This window comes from Exilibacterium tricleocarpae, from assembly GCF_007004655.1.
Lineage (GTDB): Bacteria > Pseudomonadota > Gammaproteobacteria > Pseudomonadales > Cellvibrionaceae > Exilibacterium > Exilibacterium tricleocarpae.
The window spans coordinates 394,582-416,166 of the sequence record NZ_ML660089.1 but is presented as its reverse complement, the minus strand read 5'-3'; the positions used below and the strand labels follow the sequence as shown (position 1 = coordinate 416,166).

The 21,585-nt window shown below is 48.3% G+C and carries 20 protein-coding genes; 9 read left to right on the top strand and 11 right to left on the bottom strand.

Going from position 1 to position 21,585, the window contains the following annotated elements; genetic code table 11:
• Positions 1–335: 335 nt before the first annotated feature.
• From FKG94_RS29480 to moeB, 7 genes are all read left to right on the top strand, one after another.
• Positions 336–623, top strand: coding sequence for an amidohydrolase family protein (locus tag FKG94_RS29480; protein WP_142903404.1), 288 nt, complete (start codon positions 336–338; stop codon positions 621–623).
• A 102-nt stretch (positions 624–725) separates the two neighbouring features.
• Entirely contained in the window at positions 726–1,709 is a 984-nt protein-coding gene (locus FKG94_RS06345) for a GlxA family transcriptional regulator (protein WP_142903352.1), read from the top strand.
• Between the two features lie 156 nt (positions 1,710–1,865).
• Complete coding sequence (locus FKG94_RS06340; protein ID WP_142903351.1) at positions 1,866–2,177, top strand: hypothetical protein; 312 nt, start codon at positions 1,866–1,868, stop codon at positions 2,175–2,177.
• Between the two features lie 81 nt (positions 2,178–2,258).
• Entirely contained in the window at positions 2,259–3,542 is a 1,284-nt protein-coding gene (locus tag FKG94_RS06335) for a TfuA-like protein (RefSeq protein WP_142903350.1), read from the top strand.
• Positions 3,543–4,697 (top strand): YcaO-like family protein, encoded by a 1,155-nt coding sequence (locus tag FKG94_RS06330; protein WP_142903349.1) that lies wholly within the window; start codon positions 3,543–3,545, stop codon positions 4,695–4,697.
• Between the two features lie 36 nt (positions 4,698–4,733).
• Complete coding sequence (locus FKG94_RS06325) at positions 4,734–5,009, top strand: MoaD/ThiS family protein (protein WP_142903348.1); 276 nt, start codon at positions 4,734–4,736, stop codon at positions 5,007–5,009.
• A 55-nt stretch (positions 5,010–5,064) separates the two neighbouring features.
• Positions 5,065–6,234 (top strand): molybdopterin-synthase adenylyltransferase MoeB, encoded by a 1,170-nt coding sequence (gene moeB / locus FKG94_RS06320; RefSeq protein WP_142903347.1) that lies wholly within the window; start codon positions 5,065–5,067, stop codon positions 6,232–6,234.
• Here the strand turns inward: moeB and FKG94_RS06315 are convergent.
• The 5 genes from FKG94_RS06315 to FKG94_RS06295 form a co-directional block, all read right to left on the bottom strand.
• On the bottom strand, positions 6,231–7,439 hold the full coding sequence (locus FKG94_RS06315) for a cupin domain-containing protein (protein WP_142903346.1): 1,209 nt from the start codon (positions 7,437–7,439) through the stop codon (positions 6,231–6,233). The two genes, moeB and FKG94_RS06315, sit on opposite strands and share 4 nt — an antisense overlap.
• 75 nt (positions 7,440–7,514) lie before the next feature.
• Entirely contained in the window at positions 7,515–8,096 is a 582-nt protein-coding gene (locus FKG94_RS06310; protein WP_179957509.1) for a 2OG-Fe(II) oxygenase, read from the bottom strand.
• Between the two features lie 167 nt (positions 8,097–8,263).
• Positions 8,264–9,718, bottom strand: a complete 1,455-nt coding sequence (locus FKG94_RS06305) for a S41 family peptidase (RefSeq protein ID WP_142903344.1) — start codon at positions 9,716–9,718, stop codon at positions 8,264–8,266.
• Positions 9,719–9,771: 53 nt separating this feature from the next.
• The gene (locus FKG94_RS06300) at positions 9,772–11,928 is read right to left on the bottom strand and encodes a peptidase domain-containing ABC transporter (RefSeq protein WP_142903343.1); all 2,157 of its coding nucleotides are present in this window, start codon (positions 11,926–11,928) and stop codon (positions 9,772–9,774) included.
• Between the two features lie 3 nt (positions 11,929–11,931).
• Positions 11,932–13,116, bottom strand: coding sequence for a beta-barrel domain-containing protein (locus tag FKG94_RS06295; RefSeq protein ID WP_142903342.1), 1,185 nt, complete (start codon positions 13,114–13,116; stop codon positions 11,932–11,934).
• Positions 13,117–13,433: 317 nt separating this feature from the next.
• Here FKG94_RS06295 and FKG94_RS06290 point away from each other — a divergent pair, with 317 nt between their 5' ends.
• The gene (locus FKG94_RS06290; protein ID WP_142903341.1) at positions 13,434–13,613 is read left to right on the top strand and encodes a hypothetical protein; all 180 of its coding nucleotides are present in this window, start codon (positions 13,434–13,436) and stop codon (positions 13,611–13,613) included.
• 44 nt (positions 13,614–13,657) lie between these two features.
• The gene (locus FKG94_RS06285; RefSeq protein ID WP_179957508.1) at positions 13,658–14,686 is read left to right on the top strand and encodes a radical SAM protein; all 1,029 of its coding nucleotides are present in this window, start codon (positions 13,658–13,660) and stop codon (positions 14,684–14,686) included.
• A 22-nt stretch (positions 14,687–14,708) separates the two neighbouring features.
• On the opposite strand, the gene FKG94_RS06280 is transcribed toward FKG94_RS06285, so the two are convergent.
• The 6 genes from FKG94_RS06280 to FKG94_RS06255 form a co-directional block, all read right to left on the bottom strand.
• Positions 14,709–18,068, bottom strand: a complete 3,360-nt coding sequence (locus FKG94_RS06280; protein WP_142903339.1) for a type 2 lanthipeptide synthetase LanM — start codon at positions 18,066–18,068, stop codon at positions 14,709–14,711.
• Between the two features lie 10 nt (positions 18,069–18,078).
• The gene (locus tag FKG94_RS06275) at positions 18,079–18,648 is read right to left on the bottom strand and encodes a 2OG-Fe(II) oxygenase (protein WP_142903338.1); all 570 of its coding nucleotides are present in this window, start codon (positions 18,646–18,648) and stop codon (positions 18,079–18,081) included.
• A 182-nt stretch (positions 18,649–18,830) separates the two neighbouring features.
• Positions 18,831–19,031, bottom strand: coding sequence for a mersacidin/lichenicidin family type 2 lantibiotic (locus FKG94_RS06270; protein WP_218943451.1), 201 nt, complete (start codon positions 19,029–19,031; stop codon positions 18,831–18,833).
• A 339-nt stretch (positions 19,032–19,370) separates the two neighbouring features.
• Complete coding sequence (locus tag FKG94_RS06265) at positions 19,371–19,571, bottom strand: mersacidin/lichenicidin family type 2 lantibiotic (protein WP_142903337.1); 201 nt, start codon at positions 19,569–19,571, stop codon at positions 19,371–19,373.
• A 256-nt stretch (positions 19,572–19,827) separates the two neighbouring features.
• Positions 19,828–20,187, bottom strand: coding sequence for a hypothetical protein (locus tag FKG94_RS06260; RefSeq protein WP_179957507.1), 360 nt, complete (start codon positions 20,185–20,187; stop codon positions 19,828–19,830).
• A 145-nt stretch (positions 20,188–20,332) separates the two neighbouring features.
• On the bottom strand, positions 20,333–21,241 hold the full coding sequence (locus FKG94_RS06255; protein ID WP_179957506.1) for an alpha/beta hydrolase: 909 nt from the start codon (positions 21,239–21,241) through the stop codon (positions 20,333–20,335).
• Positions 21,242–21,585: the final 344 nt, after the last annotated feature.

Sequence of the window (21,585 nt, the reverse complement as noted above, 5' to 3'; positions counted from 1 at the left end):
TCTCTTCCTTCTCGAGATTTCCGCCATTGGCAGGTAAAGCTTTTCAACGGGTATTCTGTACTTCCTTTTCAAGGTTATGCATCAGCCGCTGCTATGGGTTTTTCAGAGGCCTAGGCCGACTGCAGGATGAATTGTGACTTATACGTAGCAAAAAGGTTATTCTTCTACCTAAAGATACGTCAATAAAAGCCATATATAGATAATATATTTTTTGCCTTATACGCGGCCTTTTCCTAATGTAAATATTGGTAATACCGCTCAATAACGTCCCTTCAATACAAAGCGGATAGCATATAAATAAGACAGCTTGATGAGAAAATTTTTGTGGCGCTGACCTGAAGGTTGCACTCGGTTCCGACGCCGGGTCTCAATCCTGGGATCTTAGCCAGGCAGGTGAATTCCAACCTCTACAAACCCATGCAGGTATGCCTGCAATGGAGGCGATCCAGAGTGGAACTCACGTTGCCACCTCTCTTTTAGGGCAGGAAGAGAAACTAGGTTCAATAAGACCCGGCATGCTTGCCGATATAGTGGCTATTAAGGGTGACCCTTTGCAGGATATAGGCGCTTTGACAAATTTCGACTTCGTTATGAAAAACGGCGTCGAGATTTCTCTACATTAGAAGAGCAGTAATGGCTCCGATGTTTCAGTTTAATTTAGTAAAACCATCTATAAATTGAATAGAAGAGATGGCTGCCATTTGTGTGGCGGGGGACTAATTCCTTTGAGTGTAACGGAAATGTCAAGTGAAAAAAAAGTAATTCGATTGACCATCCTGTCCGGTAAAGAGTTCAACTTTTTCTACCAAAGTTGCACCTTTGAGATGTTCGTCAGAGCAATGCCCAATGAGAGGGATTATTACGCCGTTGATGTTATCGACATAAATTCTTTGAGGAAGCGAAAAAATAAGGGTGCCTGCGGCCGTTTTAGAGATATCGGCACTCTAATTATTCCGGATATAACCAATGTTGATTACAGCCTGGATTCGATATCTCGTAGCACTATACGAGAGTTATACAAAGATAGCACCAGATTGATAGCTTTTAACCTGGGAGGGCTGTTATTAGCTCAAGCCGGGTTGTTGGACAACAATCGCACGGTATGCGATAGAGATTTCAGGGAAAGGTATTCTCAGCGTTATCCGCAGGTAAACGTCATGGATAACGTCCTCTTTACGGAGAATGAAAATATATATTGCTCAATCGGTGGCATAGCCGCCTTTGATTTGGGCCTGCATATTATCGAAAAAGACTTTGGCGTGACGGTCGCTAATTACGTTATGAGAAAACTCTCACTATATCGCAGAGCGAATTCGGTATATGGAGAAGATCTTACAACAGGTTTAAATACGAAGCACGAAAAAATAAACGAAATTATCGACTGGGCAAAGAGTAATCTGGGGCTCATAAACGATATTGACTGCCTGGCGAAAAAAGCTTACTTGTCTCGGCGTAGTTTTGATAGAAAATTTCGAAAAATTATCGGACTTAGCCCAAAAAAGTGGCTGTCCAACCAACGGTTAGTCTATGCAAAACAGATTCTGGAGACCAGTGATCTTAGAATTGACGAGATTGCCCATATTACCGGTTTTGGCACTGGAGTGAACTTTCGAAAGCACTTTATTCAAGCCGAAGGCGTGACTCCCACCCAATACCGAAATATGTATAACTCAAACATGCTGCTACGGAAGCAAGAAAATGCCATATAGGAAAATCTATAAGGGTGATCTTGCCGGCTGATTGGCGTGATTATGTTTCTCAATGGCCGGATTGGTGTGGTTAGGCTATCCCAGTCGAGTTAGGATCAGTCTATAAGGCGGGTCAGTATAGCCGCAATTTTAAACTTTCCACTTAGTATGTTATCGGTGAATGTATTGATTTACACAGTAGGTAAAAGGCACATATACCTCGCTCAGTTAGAAGTGGGGAGCAAAGTTATCAAAAGAGGGAAAGATGTGGGCTATCAGGGAGGGTGTGCCTTTGAGACGATAGAGGCGGCCGAACGCTATATTGTAGAGAAGTTTTCCGCCGAACGGGAGAACTACGGGGTTTTCGGCCTCGACGCCATTTGGGGAATCGACACCGAGCCTTCAGCGGAAGTGTGGTACCACAATTTAATAGTGCCACGCCCGATTGTAGCGCTGGATATATCTTCTATGGGAGTTTGCAAGCATTAATAGACCCGAATTTTCATCAATAACGCCGCGCCTGAAAGCGCGTTTGGGCAGCTACCTTGTCAGGAAGAAGGCTTTTGGCTTATGAAAAAAAATAGGTCTGTCGCTGTATTTTTGGGTCCGTCTATGCAGCAAGAACATGCCCAACAGATTCTGCAAGCCGAGTACCTTCCACCGGCGCAACAGGGTGATATCTACCGTATACTGCCTTCCGGCATCCAAACAGTCGTGTTAATCGACGGGATGTTTCATTCGACCCCATCTATATGGCATCGTGAAATTGTTGACGCCATGAGCGAAGGTGTGCAGGTAATAGGTGCTTCCAGCATTGGCGCCCTGCGAGCTGCGGAACTCGACGGTTTGGGTATGCGGGGTATCGGCAAAGTATACGAGTGGTATAGAGACGGATTTTTGGACGGTGACGACGAGGTCGCTTTGCTGCATGCCAGTGAAGAACTCGATTTTCGCGCCCTATCCGACCCTCTGGTAAACATTCGGTTTACCCTGGGGGCCGCTGATTGTGCTCTGCCGGAAGTGAGAGTACAAGAGCTGCTTGCCTACGCAAAGGCGCTATTTTATGGCGACCGCTCATGGCCCGGCCTGCTCGATTCACCTGTCGTGGCAAAGTGGTCCGACGAAGAGCGCAACATACTTGACACTGTGATCTCCCATCGATTGGTGGATCAGAAACAAATGGATGCCACAAACGCGTTGAAGTATGTGGCGCAGCAATCCCGGCATGAGGCGGTTAGTGTACCTGGATGTTATGTTCCTCTAGTGAATATACCCGCGCGCCGCCAATCTCGCTTTATGGCAAATGGATTCAACGGTCTCAGGGATGCCGCTACGGGCGCAGAACTACTGAAAAAGGTATATCGAGTAATCGATAAGCAATCTTTAGAAAGCATGATTATGCTGCTGCGTCAGCGGCAATACGTGGGGGAATGGGCAGTACAAAACGGGCAGGCTTGCCCGTCAGACTATCTGGAAGATTTCAACCACAAATGGAATGAAAAGCTATCCGAACAACATGGTGCCGAGTGGATGCAAAAAAACGGACTAACCTTATCCCTCTATGAAACACTGATCGCCGAACGCGCATCGGTGGAGTGGATTCTGGAAAACGGGCCGTGTTTTTTTGGTATCCCGCGAGTGACCCCGGCGGACGAAGCCGATAGCACAGTGCATTTTATCGAGGACTGGGCCCGGCAAAAAGGTATTACCTCCCCGGATGCACACCCTCTCAGTTCGTGGGTACTCGAAATGGGTCCGGCATACTTCGGTGTCGGTTGGAGTGCACCTGCCGCCCTACTGACAGAACTGCAGCTCACAGGCCGGGCATGTGAAATCCTGGAAGGTAGAGGATAAATGGAAGAATTATCAAAAGCGTGGCGAGAGAGGACCCATCGCTTGGTTCCCCCCGAGCAAACCTACGATAAAATTCGGCCGCTGCTGCCGCTGGCCGGCATTACCCGATGCGCCGATGTTACCGGGTTGGACTATCTGGGGATTCCCGTTTACTGCGCGATCCGGCCGACCGGGACCCTCCTCCAGGTTTCCAATGGTAAAGGTTTGCGCCATATTGATGCGCAGGTCTCGTCGCTGATGGAAGCTATAGAACTATTTCATGCAGAGAATCCCACAGGAGAGAGCCGGTATACTTCGCTTTCCGATTTAACCAGGGATGGCGAGGAGGTTGTGTCACCGAGAGATCTCACGGGATCATGGCGCCACCGATATTTTTCCGCTGACTTTAAGCTCGACTGGGTCCGGGGTCAAAACCTGCCTGACGGAAAAGCGGTATGGTTGCCTTCCGATGCCGTGTATTTTTCAGGCTTAAAAAGCTATATGTGGACATCCAATGGCCTGGCAAGTGGAAACCATCTGGTTGAGGCCACCTTACATGCCTTATATGAAGTAGCCGAGCGTGACACGATCAGTCGATTGGGGGTCGATGGTAAGATCACCATGAAGCGATGTCAGGTGATCGATACGGGTACGATTGATGACCCGATGATTCTTGATCTTCGTTTAAAGCTGGATCAGGCCGATGTTACTCTGGTCTTAATATCGGTACAGGGTGAAATTGACCTCCCCACTTTCTGGGCGATTCTCCTGGATGGAAATCCCACCAGTTTTACCTCACAGGTGAGAATGGGCTATGGTACACACCTGAGTGCCTCGCTGGCTGCAACCCGAGCCATCACCGAAGCGGCTCAATCCCGGCTGACTTTCATACACGGCGCTCGTGAGGACCTCAAAGACTCCGCCTCCTACAAAAAGGCCGACACGTTCAGCGGTCTCTACAAGTACTTTAATAAAATGAAAGGTGAGGTACCCTGGTCCACTTTCGAAGACAAGTCCGATAGAGACCTGCAAGTTGATTATAGAAGAGTGATCAGTGAATTCACCGATGCCGGCTTTGATCGCGTTTATCGGGTCGATTTAACCAGGCCGCCATTTGATATCCCGGTTGCAAAAGTGTTCGTACCCGAGACTAGCAATAACCACAAGTTATTCTAACCAATAGTAACTGGCAGTTTTATCAGGAGACTGAAGATGAATGTCAAGATTAGAATACCCGCGTCACTCTCCGGCTTTGTGCTGGGTAATCGTGAAGTCGTAGTATCGGGGAATACGGTTCAGGAGAATCTCCGGAACCTGATTGATAAGCATGGCAGCATCGCCGACAAGCTATTTGACTCCTCCGGGAAATTAAGGCGCTTTATTAACTTATACTTGAACGAAAGAGACATCAGAGAGTTGGACGGTGTAGAAACAGTCATCAGCGATGGTGATGTTATTTCAATAATTCCGGCTTTTTCCGGCGGATGAAAATTCTCTTTTTAAAAACCCGTCAGCTGTTTTCAAACAGGAGGCAAAGGATATCGTGGCTGAAACATTTACCGACCTGTTGGATCGATTAAAAAAGGATATCCCGGCAGTATCCGTTGATCAAGCTGCACGAGAAGTAGCGAATGGAAATCCGGTAACATTTCTCGACGTCAGGGAAACCGATGAACGCCAGCAAGGGTGCATCGCGGAGGCAGTTCATCTCCCTAGAGGTTTTCTGGAACTTAAAGTCGAAAGTATAATTAAAGACCGCACGGTGAACCTGATTGTCTATTGCGCCAGCGGAACCAGATCCGTGTTGGCCGCCAGTTCACTGCTGCAAATGGGCTATACTCGCGTGCGATCCATGAGCGGTGGCTTTAATCATTGGAAGGAGAGTGGGAACCCTGTCAAGATACCCATGGTCTTGTCCACCGAACAACGCAAGCGTTATGACCGACATCTCCGTATTCCTGAGGTGGGGGAACAAGGACAGATTAAGTTACTCGAAAGCCAGGTACTGCTTATAGGCGCCGGTGGACTGGGCAGTCCAAGCGCCTATTACCTGGCGGCAGCGGGTATTGGAAAACTGGGGATTGTAGACTTTGACAAAGTGGAGGCATCGAATCTGCAACGGCAGATTTTGCATAGGGCCGATAGCGTCGGTGAAGCAAAAGTCAAATCTGCCTGTAAAACTCTGACGGAGTTTAACCCCGGTATTTCCATCGAAGCGTTTGAAGAACGTCTAACCCCGGAAAATGTCGAACGTATCATGACGGGTTATGATGTCGTGGTGGACGGCAGTGATAATTTTCCCACCCGGTATCTCATCAATGACGCCTGCTTGAGGCTAAAAATTCCATGTGTACACGGCAGCGTGTTTCGCTTTGAAGGCCAAGTCAGTGTACTGGACCCCGCGCGCGGAGGGCCCTGTTATCGCTGTATGCACGCGGAGCCGCCGCCTCCCGAGTTAGCGCCTTCTTGCGCGGATGCCGGTGTTTTGGGTGTTCTCCCGGGGGTCATCGGTCTGTTGCAAGCGGTAGAGGCTATTAAGATTGTCCTGGATAAAGGGGAATCGCTGATCGGTCGATTACTGCAGTACGATGCGATGGAGTGCAAGTTTCGTGAATTCCAGTTACACAAAGATCCGACGTGTCGTTACTGTTCAACAGAGGGAGAGTTTCCTGGTTATATGGAATACCAACAGTTTTGTGGGGATCACAATTAGTAGTCGACCGGATTCATCGTCAGCAAACCCTCCATGACGAGGTGCTGAACCAGTTCCAGTTTGTCGCGATCGTCACGCCCACCTGGTAGGTCCCTCGCAGCGAAGGTTTTATTGCGAGTGATGAACTGTACTTCCTTCTCGAGATCGGCCGGCAACTCAATCTTCTTGCCGTTAAACCTCAAGAACACCAGATCTTTTTCTTTCGTATGACTGACCGCCGCCTCAAGTCTCTTTGTGACAGTAGTGTCCAAGCCCAGGCGCTCCAGTTCCACCAGGTCAACCAAATGGCCGCCCAAAGATGACTGTGTACTCTGCCAGGCCTCCTCAGCGGCTTCGTCGATAAGTTGTGTCGGGTCGATTTTTTGACATAGGTTGTCGATCAAGGCGCTTAGCTGCTCTTCAGCCTTGCAGCGTAGCGCCGGATCGCTATTGAACCCAATAGGCAGCGAAGCTCTGAAGGTTCCATCTCGTTCAAATATGTCGACAATCGCTCCGCGCAACACATGTTCCCAGGTAAGATGATGTACGCCCAGAGTGATATGAGCTGACGTGGTGTTCAACGTTCTCGCATCGTGAACCCAGCCTCTGGGGATGTAAAGCAGGTCACCGGTATGCAGATCAAACTCGGCTGAAGGTTCACCAATCTCCAGCTTCTCGCTCTTGAAGGATAGACTTTGCGTAGGCAGTCTAAAAGGTGAATCGTACAATCGCCAGCGCTTGCAGCCTACTGTCTGCAACACAAATACGTCATGCGTATCATAGTGAGTATCCAGACCTTGTGCATTAGGTGGTGTCAGGTAAATGTTGGTGTGAAATGACGCGGATAACTCGCTGGCGAGAGTTTGGCAGAGTTTCTTCAAAGGTGTCCACTGCTCGTGGGCGAAATGAAGATTGATAGTGGCACCATTTCGATATCGGCTATACAGCCGTTCGAGTAAATTAGCGCGGTCGATAAGGTCATTCGCACTGGTTTTTTTTTGCGTAAGTCCGCCGCCGTTCTCCCCACCTCTCGTTACTACCAGAGGCGCGCGGATACTGGTCGATGAGATAAGCTCGTCTAAATCCCTCAAGGACATCAGTCCGTCGAAGTAGCCGGGGACTTCTCTATGAATCACCAGGGGTTTTTTCTCCCAGTATTCATCCCGAAATGTATCCAGACTGACCGGGTGAATCAGGCTCGCCAAATCATATCTACTCTCTGTCATCGACACTCCCCCGCTTTTTCCATGAAGTCTTCCATTCAGAGTTTTCCCTATGAAGGCAAATCCTGTGACGGTAACTCAGGGAGCTGCCGCGTCCCGGGTAATGACTTTCAGCTTGAATGCTATTGCTACTCTTACACCCCAGAACTCTCGACTGGGTGAGCGGCCGAAATGCGGTATTCGCCCGTCGAAAAAGACCACTCGAGATGGCTTTGGCATTACACTGTGAATAATGTAGTTGAGATCGTCACTATAAAACTGTGTCTCACCACCGAACTTGGGATGCCAAACAGGATTTGCATAGTAAAGCATCGAATAGTAGTCATCAGTATTGTAGTCCTGATGAATTGCTCCTCCAAGGCCATGGGTGTGACCACTTGCGTTAACTTTACGCAAGGCAAGTTTTGTGTGAGCGGCGATATCGAAGTGCGGTCGCACCGACTCGAACAGCTCCTTCATAGCTTCTTCGCCATTCAGATCCATAGCCCAGAACTTTTGTGGGGCAGATTTTCGAGACATATGTCCCCAATGCCACTTAGGCCTGTTTACTATCTGCCATATTCGCTCTGCAAGGTCATCGCCTACCGCATTGTCAATTACCTGGAGGGTTTTCTCTTGCACCTGCGGAGGTTTTTCGATGTGAATGATATTTTCCAGCATAGTTGCACCAGTCGAGTCAAATGATTGCCTAAATGTATTTATTAGCGAACTCCTGGGTCTACAGATACTAGGCCATACTAAAAAACCGGACACTACAGCTTTCCAGCCCCTGGCCATTACCTATTGGCCAATTTGCAAATTATCGTCGCGCCATAGTAAGAACAGTCTTAATTGGGGTTGACGTTGGATTGATTCAAAGCCTGGTAAGCATTGCCGTCAAGCGCGCCCTGTCCCAGCCGTCCGGCCTCGTTGATCAAAAGCGCTTTTGCCCTCTCTAATACGGCATCCTCCCTGGAAAGATAGTAATCCACGTCCCTTACAACCTTGATATCCGGCTGGATACCATAACCCACAAAGTCTCTGCCATCGCTAAACATGTCTCTCTTGGTGCAAATATAGGCCCGGCCGCCTCCCGGCAACTCCACCAAGAGAGGTTGTCCGGTGCTACCAAAGGTCGGTTCACCGATTGTGGTAAAGTGCTTTAGTGAATCTGTGTAGACCAAGAAATCTTCCGCCGCACCGGATGTTTCTCTACCGATAAGCAATATTGTCGGGATAACAACCTTATCCACTCCGTCAACGGATACGATTTCGGGCTCATTGACCAGCCAGGCGTCGCCTTCAAAGTAGGGCCTGTACTTTTCCGCCCAACTAAAATCCTCTGCGTAACGTCCCCAGGCTTTAAAGGTTGAATTATGAATCCTCATTCTGGTGCGGGCACCCGGTATATCATAATAGCTTAGGTGCTTTACGATCTCCTCGGCGATGTATGTATTACCGCCGGCGTTATATCGAAGGTCGATGATTAGGCCTCTTACCAGTTTCAGTCTGTGCAACACATTTCTGAACTTCTCAATCACCTCTTCATTGTCGAAGCTATTGAGTGCCAGATAGGCCATACCATTGTCCAGCAATTGGAATTGAAAGTCGTCATCACTGCCTAGGCCTTTGACACTATGCCAGCCTATGGTGCGGTCTCTGGCGTCTCTTCTTATTTTTAAGGTTTTTTCTTCTCCATGCGGGTATTTGACCTTGATCTCTGCCCAGGTGCCAGGAACCCCGGCCAAAAGTCCATAGCCGAACGCAGAGCTTCCTCTGATACCTTTATGCCATCGAATATGCTCAGTCGAGCTGCTAATGTATGGAAAAACATCTTGTTTAACCTTGTCCTCCACTGCTTTACCGTCAACTTTCAATATTACGCTGCCCAGTGGAAGCTCCGTTTTATATCGCTGATCGACAGCAATAACAACCGCTTGCCGGTTAGCCTCAGCAAGCTTTACGGCCGGAAAGTCAATGTGATTTTCCACCAAACCCTCTGGCATCTCAACACTAGTCATACCGTCGCTGAGTAACGAGACAAACCGTGTTAGCAGGCGATAGTAATCAAAGTTGCTATTTGCGTTGATGACTTTCGGAATAAACTCCAGGTAGGTGGCATCCCAGTCTAGATCCGGCACCTGGTCGAAATAGGCAAAGTTATAACTCGCCTCTTTCCAGATCAGTGACAATCCGTGTATCCGTTCTTCGACAGACAATAATTTCTCAGAAGAAGCGAGGCTACTTGAGTTAGCTAACAAAAATAGAGTCAAAAGACCTATTGTACACCCTATTGTCTTCATATATTTCTCTCGATATTAACTATCGGAAATTTTTCTCTCAATACCACAACGTATTACTTCACGACCTCCAGCTTTGTGCTGCCTGTTGATTTCTTTTGATTCTCCTCCTGCTCGCGCTTGAGATGTAAGATATCTATAACCCTATCTGCCATATCGATAGTCTCTTTACGATGGGCAATCATGATGCGTGTAATTCCCATATTTTTGAGAACCATATTGATTTTCTTCTCAGTATTCACATCCAGGGCGCTGCTGGCTTCGTCCAAGTAAAGAATCTTTGGCTGCTTGTATAATGCCCTGGCCAGCAGGACCCGCTGTACCTGCCCTCCCGAAAGCGTGCTGCCCATATCCCCGGCCAGGGTATTAAACCCCATAGGCATGGCCATAATGTCATCATAAATACAGGCGTCTCTGGAGGCGGCCTCCAACAGCTCCATATCCTGCTCGACGGCGAAGAAACTGATGTTATCACCGATCGATCCGGATAATAGGTAATCGCCTTGCATCACTGCAGACGTCATCTGGCGATAGTTATTCAAACCGATTTGGGTTATATCCCTGCCGTCAACCAACACCGATCCACCAGATGCTTTTAACAGGCCCATCAATACTTTCATAAGTGTGGTCTTACCGAACCCTGAAGGCGCAACGATAACAACGCACTCTCCCGCCTCTATGGTGAAAGACAGGTTTTCAAAAATGTAGGGTTCATTTTCGTTGTAACGGTAGGAAAGGTTTTCAACTTCGATTTTCCCCATGACATTGGTCGGGGCGGGAAACTCGGTTTCCAGGGCTTCTTCCTGGTCCTCAAGGGCTATATCGGCAATGCGGGACAGGTGGAGCCCCATCATCCTAAACTGGATAATCTTATCCAGCAGCGTTTGGGTACTCATTGCGAATTGTTGCCGATAGGACAAAAAGGCAAAGAACACCCCTAAGGTTATGTCTCCACCCAGCACTAAGTAAGCGCCTATCCAGATAATAAGGACCAACTCCAGGCCGTATAGGAGCTCTTTGAACGTCGCCTGGGTAATCTCCAAACGACCAAGCTTGATATCGGCATTCATCCATTCCGCATTGGCATTTTCCAGCTTTGCTTGACTAATGGATTCACCGCTAAATACCTTAATCGGCTGAACTGATCGAACTGATTCATAAAACATCCCGGTCGCCACAGCTTTTAGCTGTATACCTTCCTTTGTCCTATTTCTCATGGGTTGATATAGAACGAGCCTGGATACGACATAGAGCGTGACGGCTATCAGGGATATAGTGGCGAGCGTCGGACTAAAGATATACATCATCGTCAAGGTTAAGACAGCCATTGCACCGTCGATAATACCCTCAACAAACCCTTCGCTCAGCAAATCTTTGATGTAGTCAAGTGAGCTGAACCTGGAAATAATGTCGCCGACGAAACGCTTGCCAAACCACCCCATGGGCAACCGCAATAGATGTCGAAACAGGTTCGTAATTAACTGAATATTTAGTATTGTTCGCAGATAGACAATCACCCACGAACGGAATGCTTGAGTGAAAACCCGCATTAGTGTCAACAGTGTAAAGCCAACACCCAGTATGACCAGGAAGTTTCTATCGTTGGTTACAATGACATTATCAACTACCAGCTTAATAAAGTAAGGAAAGATCAGAACAAAAAGCTGTAATAACAGTGACAGTATTAAAATCTGCAAAATGCTGCCGTTCAACCCTGTTACACTGCTCCAAAGTACGGAGAACCCAAGGCTGGCCTCTTCATCTTTCTCTTTGAATTCGTCAGTTGGCCTTAACTCCAGGGCTATGCCGGTGAAACTGCGACTCGCTTCCTTCCAGGTCAGGTTTACCAAGCCTTTGCCGGGGTCGTGAATGGTTATGCCGTTACGATTAACCGACGCCAGTACCACGAAGTGGTTCATATTCCAATGTAGAATAACCGGTGTATTCAGGCGCTTTAACTCATCCAATTCGACTTTGAGGGTTCTACCGGACAAATGCAGCATATTGGCGATATTGACCAATTGCTTTAAGGTTGCCCCCTTGAGACTGATAGGATATTTGCGACGCAGGCTTACCAGATCGATATTATGGCCGTAGTAGTTGGCTATCATACAGATAGATGCCAGACCACATTCCGAGGCTTCACCCTGTAGCACAACCGGTAAGGAGTGCCGGCTGCCAAATTTTAGTTTACCAAGTACACTGTCGCTCATAAGTCAGCTTTCTATGCTACGAAAGACATCTAAAACAGGGGAGAAAAACCAAGCCAATAGACTTCGTCTCTCTCCAACTATATCGGCATTCAATAACATACCCGACTGTAGTCTGATGGATTTACCGTAGCCATCGACCTCCTGTTTTTCCAATTCTACTATTGCTCGGTATGAAGGTTCTGTAACCAGCTCCTGAACCTTGGCTTGGAAGGGCTCTATCAGCGACTTTGAAATGGATTGAATTTTCCCTCTATACAGACCGTAGGTCTGATAGGGGAACGCGGCATACCTGAGGTTAATCGGTTGCTCGGTATAAACCTGGGCCACTGATCTGCTGGGAATATATATTTCAGCGACAATTTCCGAGTTCAGCGGTAACATTGTCATCAGCGGTTTATTCGTTTCTATGAAGTAGCCGCGTAAGAAAAATATACTCGCCACGGTACCTGACGACGGTGCATTAATAATATAGAATTTCTTGGCTTCAACATCGGCCAGTTGTCGCTTCAGTTCATTCAGGGTCTGTCTGTACTCGGTGACTAATGAGCGACCCTTGAGAGACATGTTTTTTAGATTTGACTGTCCGGAAGCGATTTCCTCCAGTAAAGCCCCGCGCTGGCGCTCCATTTCTTTGATGCTAATCCTTACTTCAATAAATTGCGAATACTTTACATTGTATTCGTTCTTGGGGATTATCTTTTTATCCAGCAACTTTTTGGCGGCCGACAGCTCGCTACTAAGCAGACTGAGATGTTTTCGCTTTAATTCTATCTCCTCTTCTATATGCGCTACCGTTATTTTCTTGCCGTCAATTTTCTTGGTGAACTCCTCGGCATCCAAACTCATAATCTCTTGCTGGTACTGTATTTTTTGTTCAACCAAGGCGTAGCTCTCTTTTAGGTCCTCCGCCAACTTTGTGTTAATCGACCCGGTGGCCCCATCTCGATCCGTGCCTATTTTGTAGAGTGCGTCGCCCTCTTCCACTATGTCGCCTTCTTCAACGTACAGATCGATTACGGTGCCTTCCTCGAAAGCGAAAACCTTCGTCATACCTTCGGTGGTTTTCAATACCCCTTTGACGCCAATGGACTTGGTGTAGGAAGAAAGACTCAGGTACAGCCCCGATATAAACAGGATTGCGAATATAAGGCCCGTTATGACCGAAAAAGACATCGGCCTGGCCAGCACGACGTGTCCGTGATTTTTAAGCTGGCTTTCTATGGCCTCTTCACGAAAGGTGGATTTTCTGATTTTTTTCGTTGTTGGCGAACTGATATCACACCTCTTCTGCCGGCTTACGGGTAGGTTGCGTTTTCAAATAGTAGCATTGAGCATCACATCGGCCAGATAACGTTACGGCCATTAATCATAAGAAAAAAGCCAGCTTTGAAATAGATACTAATCAGACAATAGGCGGTAAATATCAGCCAAAAAACGAGGGCGCGCCCAATGAAAATATATATTCGACTATACTATTCGACAGTATTTACACTGAGGAAAGAGCAATGAATAGCGGAAAGAACCACAGCGGCAAGCAAAAGAGTGAAGGCAAAACAAAAGAGGAGAAGTATGACGACAAGGAAACTGATGATACCCACAACGACGACATGTTATATGACGATGATCTGCTGGATGAGATATCTGGCGGGACGAGTAATGTAGGGTGCCAGCCCCACGGCGGGTGAACCGGTCGCTAGAGGGGCGCTATCAGGTCGAAACAGGGGGCAGCTTGAAGTTTGGAGAGCGATTTAAGAAGAAATTTTTTGTCGCAAGTAGCGAAAACTACCTGAACCTGACGATTCTTCCAACAGAAAAGTGCAATTTCAGATGTACGTACTGCTATGAGGACTTTGCGCTGGGAAAAATGTCAACCGACACCATAAAAGGTATAAAGAGCCTGCTTTCAAAAGCAGCGCCCACGCTGAAAGGTCTGTCGGTCAATTGGTTTGGGGGAGAGCCGACCCTGCACATCGCGGCCGTTAAAGACATCTCTCGCCATATCATGGCTCTCAGGAGAAAACGCGAATTTGGTTACGCGGCATCTATGACCACAAACGGCTACCTGCTTGATCGAGAACTGTTGGCGGAGCTCTGTGCTCTGGGGATACGTAAATATCAGATTAGCCTGGATGGTGATAAAATCGACCACGATACTACCCGGAAGTTAACTAATGGGACGGGGAGCTTCGCCAAGATATGGGGGAATCTTCTGTCTTTTAGAGGTTTGGAAGATCAGTTTAAAATAATATTGAGACTCAATATTTCTAGCTGTAATTCTGTCTCTATGTTGAAGCTGTGTGAACGTATTAAAAGTAGACTACTGGTCGATAAACGCTATGTGGTAAATATCGAAAAGATTAACAATCTGGGAGAAGGTATAAGCTCTGATGTAGAGCAGTATGTCGCCAAGGACGTGGATGACACTATTGCCCGTATCAGAGACTCTGTGGGCCTGTCGCTAAGAGATCAAGATGAGACCGACAAACAGAGTGATCCCTATATCTGCTACGCGGCCATGCCTAATCACCTGATGATAAGGGCAGATGGCAGTCTTGGTAAATGCACGGTTATGTTAAAGGACGACAGAAATATTATCGGTCATTTGAACACCGACGGGACCTATACGTTAGATAACAGAAAGATGGAGCTTTGGACCAGGGGTTTCGTCGATATGGATGCCGCATCGCTGGGTTGCCCTGCCTACAGACTGCCAAGTATCCATACCAGGAAAGGGGTAATCAACTCTGTGACTATATAGCCTTGCCGGTAATTCCACAGGCTTAGGAGTTTTCTGCGGCTTTAAATGGCGCATATGTACTCTCTCCCGGTAACTCGAACGAGCAAAGTGATGGAAGCTGACTCGGACGGGATAACCGCAACAGACTATAGCCGATACCGGCCATACCGTACGATAGACCCGGCGTTTCGACCCCTGTGGTTGTAGCGCAAATCGCTCTACTGTGCTCAAGCCTGGCCAATAACACTGCCGTTCTCCGTTCCAAGAGCTGATGCCAGCCAGCGCTCGGGTACATTAGACAAGCCTGTGATATAAAATCCAAGAGGCCCGCCTCACCTTTAACTAGTGAGTGATCTTGCTGATATTTTTCATTCTCCAGGCTCTCTATGAAGGTGCTAATGCGGCGGAGAACAGTAGTGTCATGGTCCGCCGCCCTAGCCAGCAGCACTGGCCCCGGGCCGAGCGGTTCATAGGGAGAAGGATGTACCGTGCGACACGGAGATTCATAAGGCTCTATCGTTATGCTCCCTAGTCTGAGTTTGTCCGGGCCGAGCTGTCGTACCAACATTTTCAAACTGAGTTTCACTCCATCGAGGTAAACCGGGCGCCTGACTTGCTGATGACAATCATGTTGATGCTCCAGGTTTTCATCACGCCGGTCTCCGAAGCGTATCCTGTTTGACAAATCTTCACCCCATTCAACAACCATGTTCTCAATGGGCTTTGACTGGCGGCACCGCAAGAAACTTAAAACCCCCATAATACCCGATGCCCTTTCGTACAGGCCGTCAGTGCTTTTGGCGCTAGCAGCCGACCCATCGAAGGTGTCAATCAGGGCCTCTGCACGATCGAGCAAACGCTGGTCTTTCCAAAGACGACTAAGATGAGAAAAGCTGTAGACCAGACCACCCAAGCCGTCAAAGCCTATCGATGAGGCGGGTTTGTGCTCGAGAATTTTGGTGGCATTAAGTACCGCCTGTTTCGCAAGTGCGGTATAGCGGGTGGTGTTTGTCGCCACCCCAAGGCTAGCCAGAAAAAGAGCGATACCGGTCAGCCCGTTCGGTAGATCGGCGCCCAACGGCTCGAGGCGCCAAAAACGGCGATGCCGGAAGTTGAGGCCAATCCAGCCCATATTGCCGTTGTCCCTAACGGCCAGGCGCTCCAGCTCATCGCCAATCGACATGCTGTGATATATAGGACAGGGGTTTTTCGGAAAGCGGTCCCGGCACTTATTGATACGTATGGCGGATTTGGTTCTGGGTTGGGGCAAAGTGGCAAAGCAGGCGCGGATATACCATAGCTGTCGATGGTATGCTTTCCGGGTGAAAGTCGTTAGACGCTGTTGTACAACTTCCCAGCCACTGCGTTCGAAGAAGTTACGCACGACCTTGCCTGAATTGAGTATAAGGTCTCTCGAATCAGCTTGAGCCGTAAACAGTGGCACATCGTTTCGTAACAGTGCTGAGTGTTCATCGGCATTGGTCTTGTCGGCATTTTCCATACCGGCGGTAGCAATCCACAAGTCATCCATCCTGCGATCCCGTTCCAGTGCATCCCGTAAGGAAGCCGGCTGCACGGCACGCTTTAGTAAAAGAGCATAGGCCGAAGTTGGACGCAAAACTATCCGGCATTTATCGTTACGGAATGGACAAAGGGGGCCTGCCGATGAAAGCAGAGTGCTGCGATGGCGGATAAAAACATCGCACATCTTTTTGAAGCCCGAAATAATTGTGTTTTCGTAGCTGGAAACATCGATACTCTTATCATTGAGGGTCGGCGTATTGTCACGTTTAACGACGGGCTTTTTCACACGGCGGAATTTCATTTCATCGGTGGCAGGATTCACTAACTCTAAGGTAGTGGATTGACCCGACCAGGATACCAGCCCGCCACCGACCCGCCCCTCCTCAGTCACATAAGGCAGAAGCATGACATTAAAGACTGACGCCTCGATCTCCTTGCGTGAAGCGATATTGTACCGATCCTTAGCCGGGCAAGAGATGACGGGGCGGAAAAGCGCTTCTAGATCGATCAGCATTGGGTGCTCGCCAGCAGCGATAACGTTTTCTGAATGGAAGTCGTGTCCGCGGAGAAAATACAGGAGGGCCAAGTAAGCACCCTGTCTTTCAAAAAAACGCGTCACCTCCTGCTGTTGGGTACAGGTCGAAGAAGAGACAAATTCCTGCCAACCATAATCACCTCGATCGAAGGTTTTGACCGGGCGCAAAGGCGGGAATTCTCCCCAGGCGTTAAGGCTGACCAGCAGTGCTGTAAAATGAGTCTCAAGTAACAGGCTTCTGGGTTTGTAGACTACTTGAAAGCCGGATTCGAATCCTGCAATCATCACCGAACGCCCATTTCTGTGAGTATCTCCAGTCTGTGTCAGTGAGACAAGCGCGCCCGGATGTTCAGAGTGATTGAATTTGTCGAGGATCGACTGCCAGTCGGTGCCAAGGCGGTGTAGGAATTCGCACTTGGCGGTGGTCCAGGTTTCTAGAAAGTCAGAAGTTATTCTGGCTAGTACGGGATACTCTCTAAATAATTCAAGCCGCCTATCTCGACGCCCCAATTGGCTAATAAAAGCCTGATAACGCTCGTCCGCACTCTCCCCATAGAGCTGTGAAGTCAGCTTGCTGACATGAAGTTCGAGTATGAGAGTATAGTTTAGTAGCACCAGGCAGGATTTTTCGAGCGCATCGTAGAAAACTGATGCATGCCTGTCGAAATCGGAATCTTTTTGGTTTGTTACTTTCTGATAGTGCCTTATGGCAGAGGTCAGGCGGGTGTTCGGAGTATGTAAAAAAGGTGCAATTAGTGTAAGAAAGCTCCCGCTTAGTTTTTTCTCAAGAAGGGCGGGGAGTGGACGATCGCTGCCATATATTATGGCCTGAAGTATTTCAATCAACCACTTGGGAGGCTGACAGCAACTGGACAGCACTGCGTCGGACGTGCTTATCGCCCTGCGGAAGGTGGCCTCATTCAGTTCGATTGAGCGAAGTCGTGCATGGAAAACAGTATCGTCGTTAAAAGGGCGTTGATTTTTCCAAACTTGGAAGAGATCTTCTGTGGCGGTATTTGAAGAGCCATCAGCGGTATTTGAAGAGCCATCAGCGGTATTTGAAGAGCCGTCAGCGGTATTTGAAGAGCCATCAGCGGTATTTGAAGAGCCGTCAGGGGTTTTTAAGGGTACACCAGCGGTTGTTAAAGGGTCATCAGCAGTTTTTTTTGTACTACCCCCGTCGATCCCAGAGACATCTTCTTCCGCCCTTGGCAAGGCGTCGTTTTTGGCTTTCTCACAGTGCTCCCGCAACAAGCGGGACCGTTCATATAAGGTCAAGGCGCGAAACCAACCGCAATTACTATGTAATTCCGCCTGGATTGTTTCTGTACGACTGGCTTTCATGGTGATTTTTTTAGGTCTTCGGCACCGCCTGTAGCTTAAAAGCGACTGTGATTCTGAGATCCCAGAATTCCCGGCTCGGGGGGGAACCAAAATGAGGAATCCGTGCATCAAAGAAAACCAACCGCAACGGGCTTGGTAAGACAGTGTGGATGACCTGAGAAAGATCATCGCTATAATATTGCGTTTCTCCTCCAAATCTTGGATGCCACTCTGGGTTGGCATAGTACAGCAACGTGTAGAAGCCAGGGGATTCATTGTCTTGATGAATCGATCCTCCCAGGCCGTGGGTGTGGCCATTTGCGTAAACCTTACGGATAACAAGGTCGTTGTCGGCAATTGTGGGAAGGCGGTGTTTCACTCCCTCAAACAACTCGATAATAGCTTCTTCATCGTCCAGATCTTTTGCCCAGAATTTTTGGGGGGTCTTTCCTGTCGAACGCTGACCCCAGCGCCAGTCGGGGCGCTGTAGGATCTCCCAGATACGATCTGCCAAACCTGTATCAACACCATTGTCTATAATGCGAAAGTACTTATCATCGGTCTGTTGGCCTGTTTCGGTACAGGCAATGCTGTTATGCATAGGCGTCCCACCAACTCTTGGTATTAACGTGCGGGCCCTTGGACTGAGGGGCCCCCCTCTCCTGTGAGTGAAGCGAGGTTTAGATAGTCGTTACCAACACCGCCCACTCTTCTTTCTCAGAAGAGTGGGCTTCGCTGTTTTAACTACCTGTGGGGAAATAGATGCCCGAATATTCGCTTATCTCAAACATTCGTCAAGACATCGTTTTCGGTGCCCGCTGTGCACTCGCAGCCACCTGCCACTTCTTCCAACTCCGATACTGATAACTCGCTGGCATCGGCAGGGGCTTCGGGAAGATGCTTTAACTGCTCTTCGCTTAGACTTTTGCGATAATCGGCATCTTTCCAGGCCCGTGCTATTTGTTCTTTAGTCAACATACTCATTTGCGACTCCTAACTTTTCTGATAGGTGATAAATGTTTCCTCAATACCGCTACAATCCTACCTTTATTTTTCTACCGGTTGCTATAATTATCCGGCCATTGAGCGAGCTAAATGGGCCAATATAATGAGTCGGTTCAGCTATTTTGAATCGGCCTAAGTCGATGAATGCAATGAGCTTACTGTCGTAACTGGAATTTTGGGTCAGGCAGTAGTCGAAGGGAAGACCTTGAGCTTGTCTTTGGAGATGAGCTATAGCAAATGCGGACAAACCCATTCTCACCTAAGCAGGAGAGAATGGGCTGGCTGACGGCCTTGAGGTTGCCATCGGTGACGGTGATATCAAACTTCGTTCAGAACGTCATTTTCGGTTCCCAGCGTGCACTCACAACCACCGGCTACTTCCTCCAGTTCGGATATGGACAATTCATCAGCATCCGTCGGCGCATTGGGAAGCTGCTTTTGTTGTTCAGGCGTCAGACTCTTGCGGTAGTCAGCGTCTTTCCAGGCTCGTGCAATTTGTTCTTTTGACAGAGTGCTCATTGTGTGGCTCCTAGTTTTCAAAATATAAAGTTCTGTATTCCACCTAGCAATATCATCCTATCCCGATTAGTTAATGAGCTACCATAACTATTCAGCCATTGAATGCACGAAACGGGACAATATTTTTCTGAGTGGACGATGTTCTCTATGCCATTGTTAGCGACCGTGAAGCGGGAGATGTTTTACATAATCGTCCGAAGCGTAACTCGCTTGAATATAGGACGTTGTCATCACCGACAGCGTGTTTGCCGAAAAGTCAGGTATTTTTTTCACCGGCATAGCTGACGCGATAAATCGCGTCAACACAGTCGCCGGAGGCTAAAATGAAATCATCTGCTCCGACAAGCACCTTTTTCCGGGCCAACCAGCCTTCAGTAAACGACTGACAGCCGGTACTATTATCGCTGTCGGATGTCGCCACCTTCAACCGATCACTATCAGTCCAGTCTGTGGATTTTTCACCGTTTAGGACAAGTGCACTTAGGATAGCCGTCAATTTTTGACGTGAGTGCTGGACTGGAAATAGCCAATGCAGCACGATGCTATTAAATACCATACCCGAGAAAGGACCAAGGAGACAGAGAAGTACGCCTATTTGTTTTGATGCAAGCAACACACTCGAGAGACTTAGAGGGCTGGTGCAACGCCGCAGATGTTAACATCGCCTTGTTAGGCCAAGCAGCATCAGCGACGCGATCCTAATAACTGTCTTGTACGATCAAAAAGACAGGCTAAGTCTCGATTTTACGCCTTGCTGAAATTTAAGCTGCCCCCAACCCTGAATGGTTACTGGTGTTAGCATTGTTAAACCATTTAGAGATACGATCTGCGGCCTCTTCGAGCACATCCGGTTGATCGTAGTAGGAAAGATGCGGTGTGTCGTTCCAGACCACTTCATGTTTTGTGGTGGGGGCAATCGCCCCGATATGACGCTTTGCCGCTGAGGGCAAGAAGCAATTGTCGCCGTGAATCATCAACCATGGGGCCTTAATGTTCGGCACTGCCGAAATGGATTCAAAGGACAATAAATCCGCATCGCTCATAACGGCATACCGGTTTTTCCAAATACCGCGATCAGCCCAGGGGCCATACCACGCAAAAACGAAGTCGCCGGGCATGCCAACATTCACATCGACTGGATCAGAGGCCTTTACATAGTCGACTTTTCCAGTGTCGGCGTACTTCTTCGCAGCGGCCTCCCCTGCGGCTTTGCGAGCAGCATATCCGTCTTCTGTCAGCCACTCAAAGTCGCCTTCAGCGTCTCTATAGTGACCCGCCAATGTGGCCAGTGCGTGCAAATCTGGAAGTTCCCCGGCGGCTTTGACTGCTTCTGAACTACCTTGACAGATGGCCAAGATCGAGACTTGACCGGACTCTACATCATCGCGGCTCTTCAGGTAGTTCACCGCTGCCTTTAAATCTGCAACTTTGTGAGCGGGGTTTTCCCATTCCCGTGGCTCACCACCGCTTTCACCACGGTAGCGACTGTCATAGGCTAGCGCTATGAATCCGCGATCCGCGAGGCGCTTCGCATACTCTGTTGGAGCTTGTTCCTTGTGATACGTCATTGGGCCGATGATCGCTACCGCTGGCGCCTTACCTGTACTAGCAGGTTTGTAGAGATCGCCAACCAGGGGTGTTCCGTCGATATTGAAGCTTACTTTTTCCACAATCATTGTCCTCCTAAATGAATGAATAGGCTAATCAGTGAGGTATCCATTTAAATTGCCGGGGTTCAGAGGTTGTACGCGCTCAATTGTTTAAGCGCGTTCTAATGTTGACAATGGGACTACGTTTTGGGGTTTAAAGCGGATCAACTATCTTGTTCAGTGGGACAAGGAAAATCCACAATGGCGCCTTAAAAAACAAATTATTTGACATCCAACAGGAAGGCCATTTGTAGTGGTGCAGTAGATGGCACTTATTTGAGACCCCGATTTCATTGAGCCGGGCGATCATAGGATCATCGCGACATTAGAGAGCAATATGGCAGCACCTGAGCACAACAAGTTCT

What these genes read in the sequence shown, in the direction of transcription:
- FKG94_RS06335 (WP_142903350.1), top strand. Translation starts at nt 2,259, where the DNA reads ATGAAAAAAAATAGGTCTGTCGCTGTATTTTTGGGTCCGTCTATGCAG.
- FKG94_RS06330 (WP_142903349.1), top strand. Translation starts at nt 3,543, where the DNA reads ATGGAAGAATTATCAAAAGCGTGGCGAGAGAGGACCCATCGCTTGGTT.
- FKG94_RS06325 (WP_142903348.1), top strand. Translation starts at nt 4,734, where the DNA reads ATGAATGTCAAGATTAGAATACCCGCGTCACTCTCCGGCTTTGTGCTG.
- FKG94_RS06315 (WP_142903346.1), bottom strand. Translation starts at nt 7,439, where the DNA reads ATGACAGAGAGTAGATATGATTTGGCGAGCCTGATTCACCCGGTCAGT.
- FKG94_RS06310 (WP_179957509.1), bottom strand. Translation starts at nt 8,096, where the DNA reads ATGCTGGAAAATATCATTCACATCGAAAAACCTCCGCAGGTGCAAGAG.
- FKG94_RS06305 (WP_142903344.1), bottom strand. Translation starts at nt 9,718, where the DNA reads ATGAAGACAATAGGGTGTACAATAGGTCTTTTGACTCTATTTTTGTTA.
- FKG94_RS06300 (WP_142903343.1), bottom strand. Translation starts at nt 11,928, where the DNA reads ATGAGCGACAGTGTACTTGGTAAACTAAAATTTGGCAGCCGGCACTCC.
- FKG94_RS06290 (WP_142903341.1), top strand. Translation starts at nt 13,434, where the DNA reads ATGAATAGCGGAAAGAACCACAGCGGCAAGCAAAAGAGTGAAGGCAAA.
- FKG94_RS06280 (WP_142903339.1), bottom strand. Translation starts at nt 18,068, where the DNA reads ATGAAAGCCAGTCGTACAGAAACAATCCAGGCGGAATTACATAGTAAT.
- FKG94_RS06275 (WP_142903338.1), bottom strand. Translation starts at nt 18,648, where the DNA reads ATGCATAACAGCATTGCCTGTACCGAAACAGGCCAACAGACCGATGAT.
- FKG94_RS06270 (WP_218943451.1), bottom strand. Translation starts at nt 19,031, where the DNA reads ATGAGTATGTTGACTAAAGAACAAATAGCACGGGCCTGGAAAGATGCC.
- FKG94_RS06265 (WP_142903337.1), bottom strand. Translation starts at nt 19,571, where the DNA reads ATGAGCACTCTGTCAAAAGAACAAATTGCACGAGCCTGGAAAGACGCT.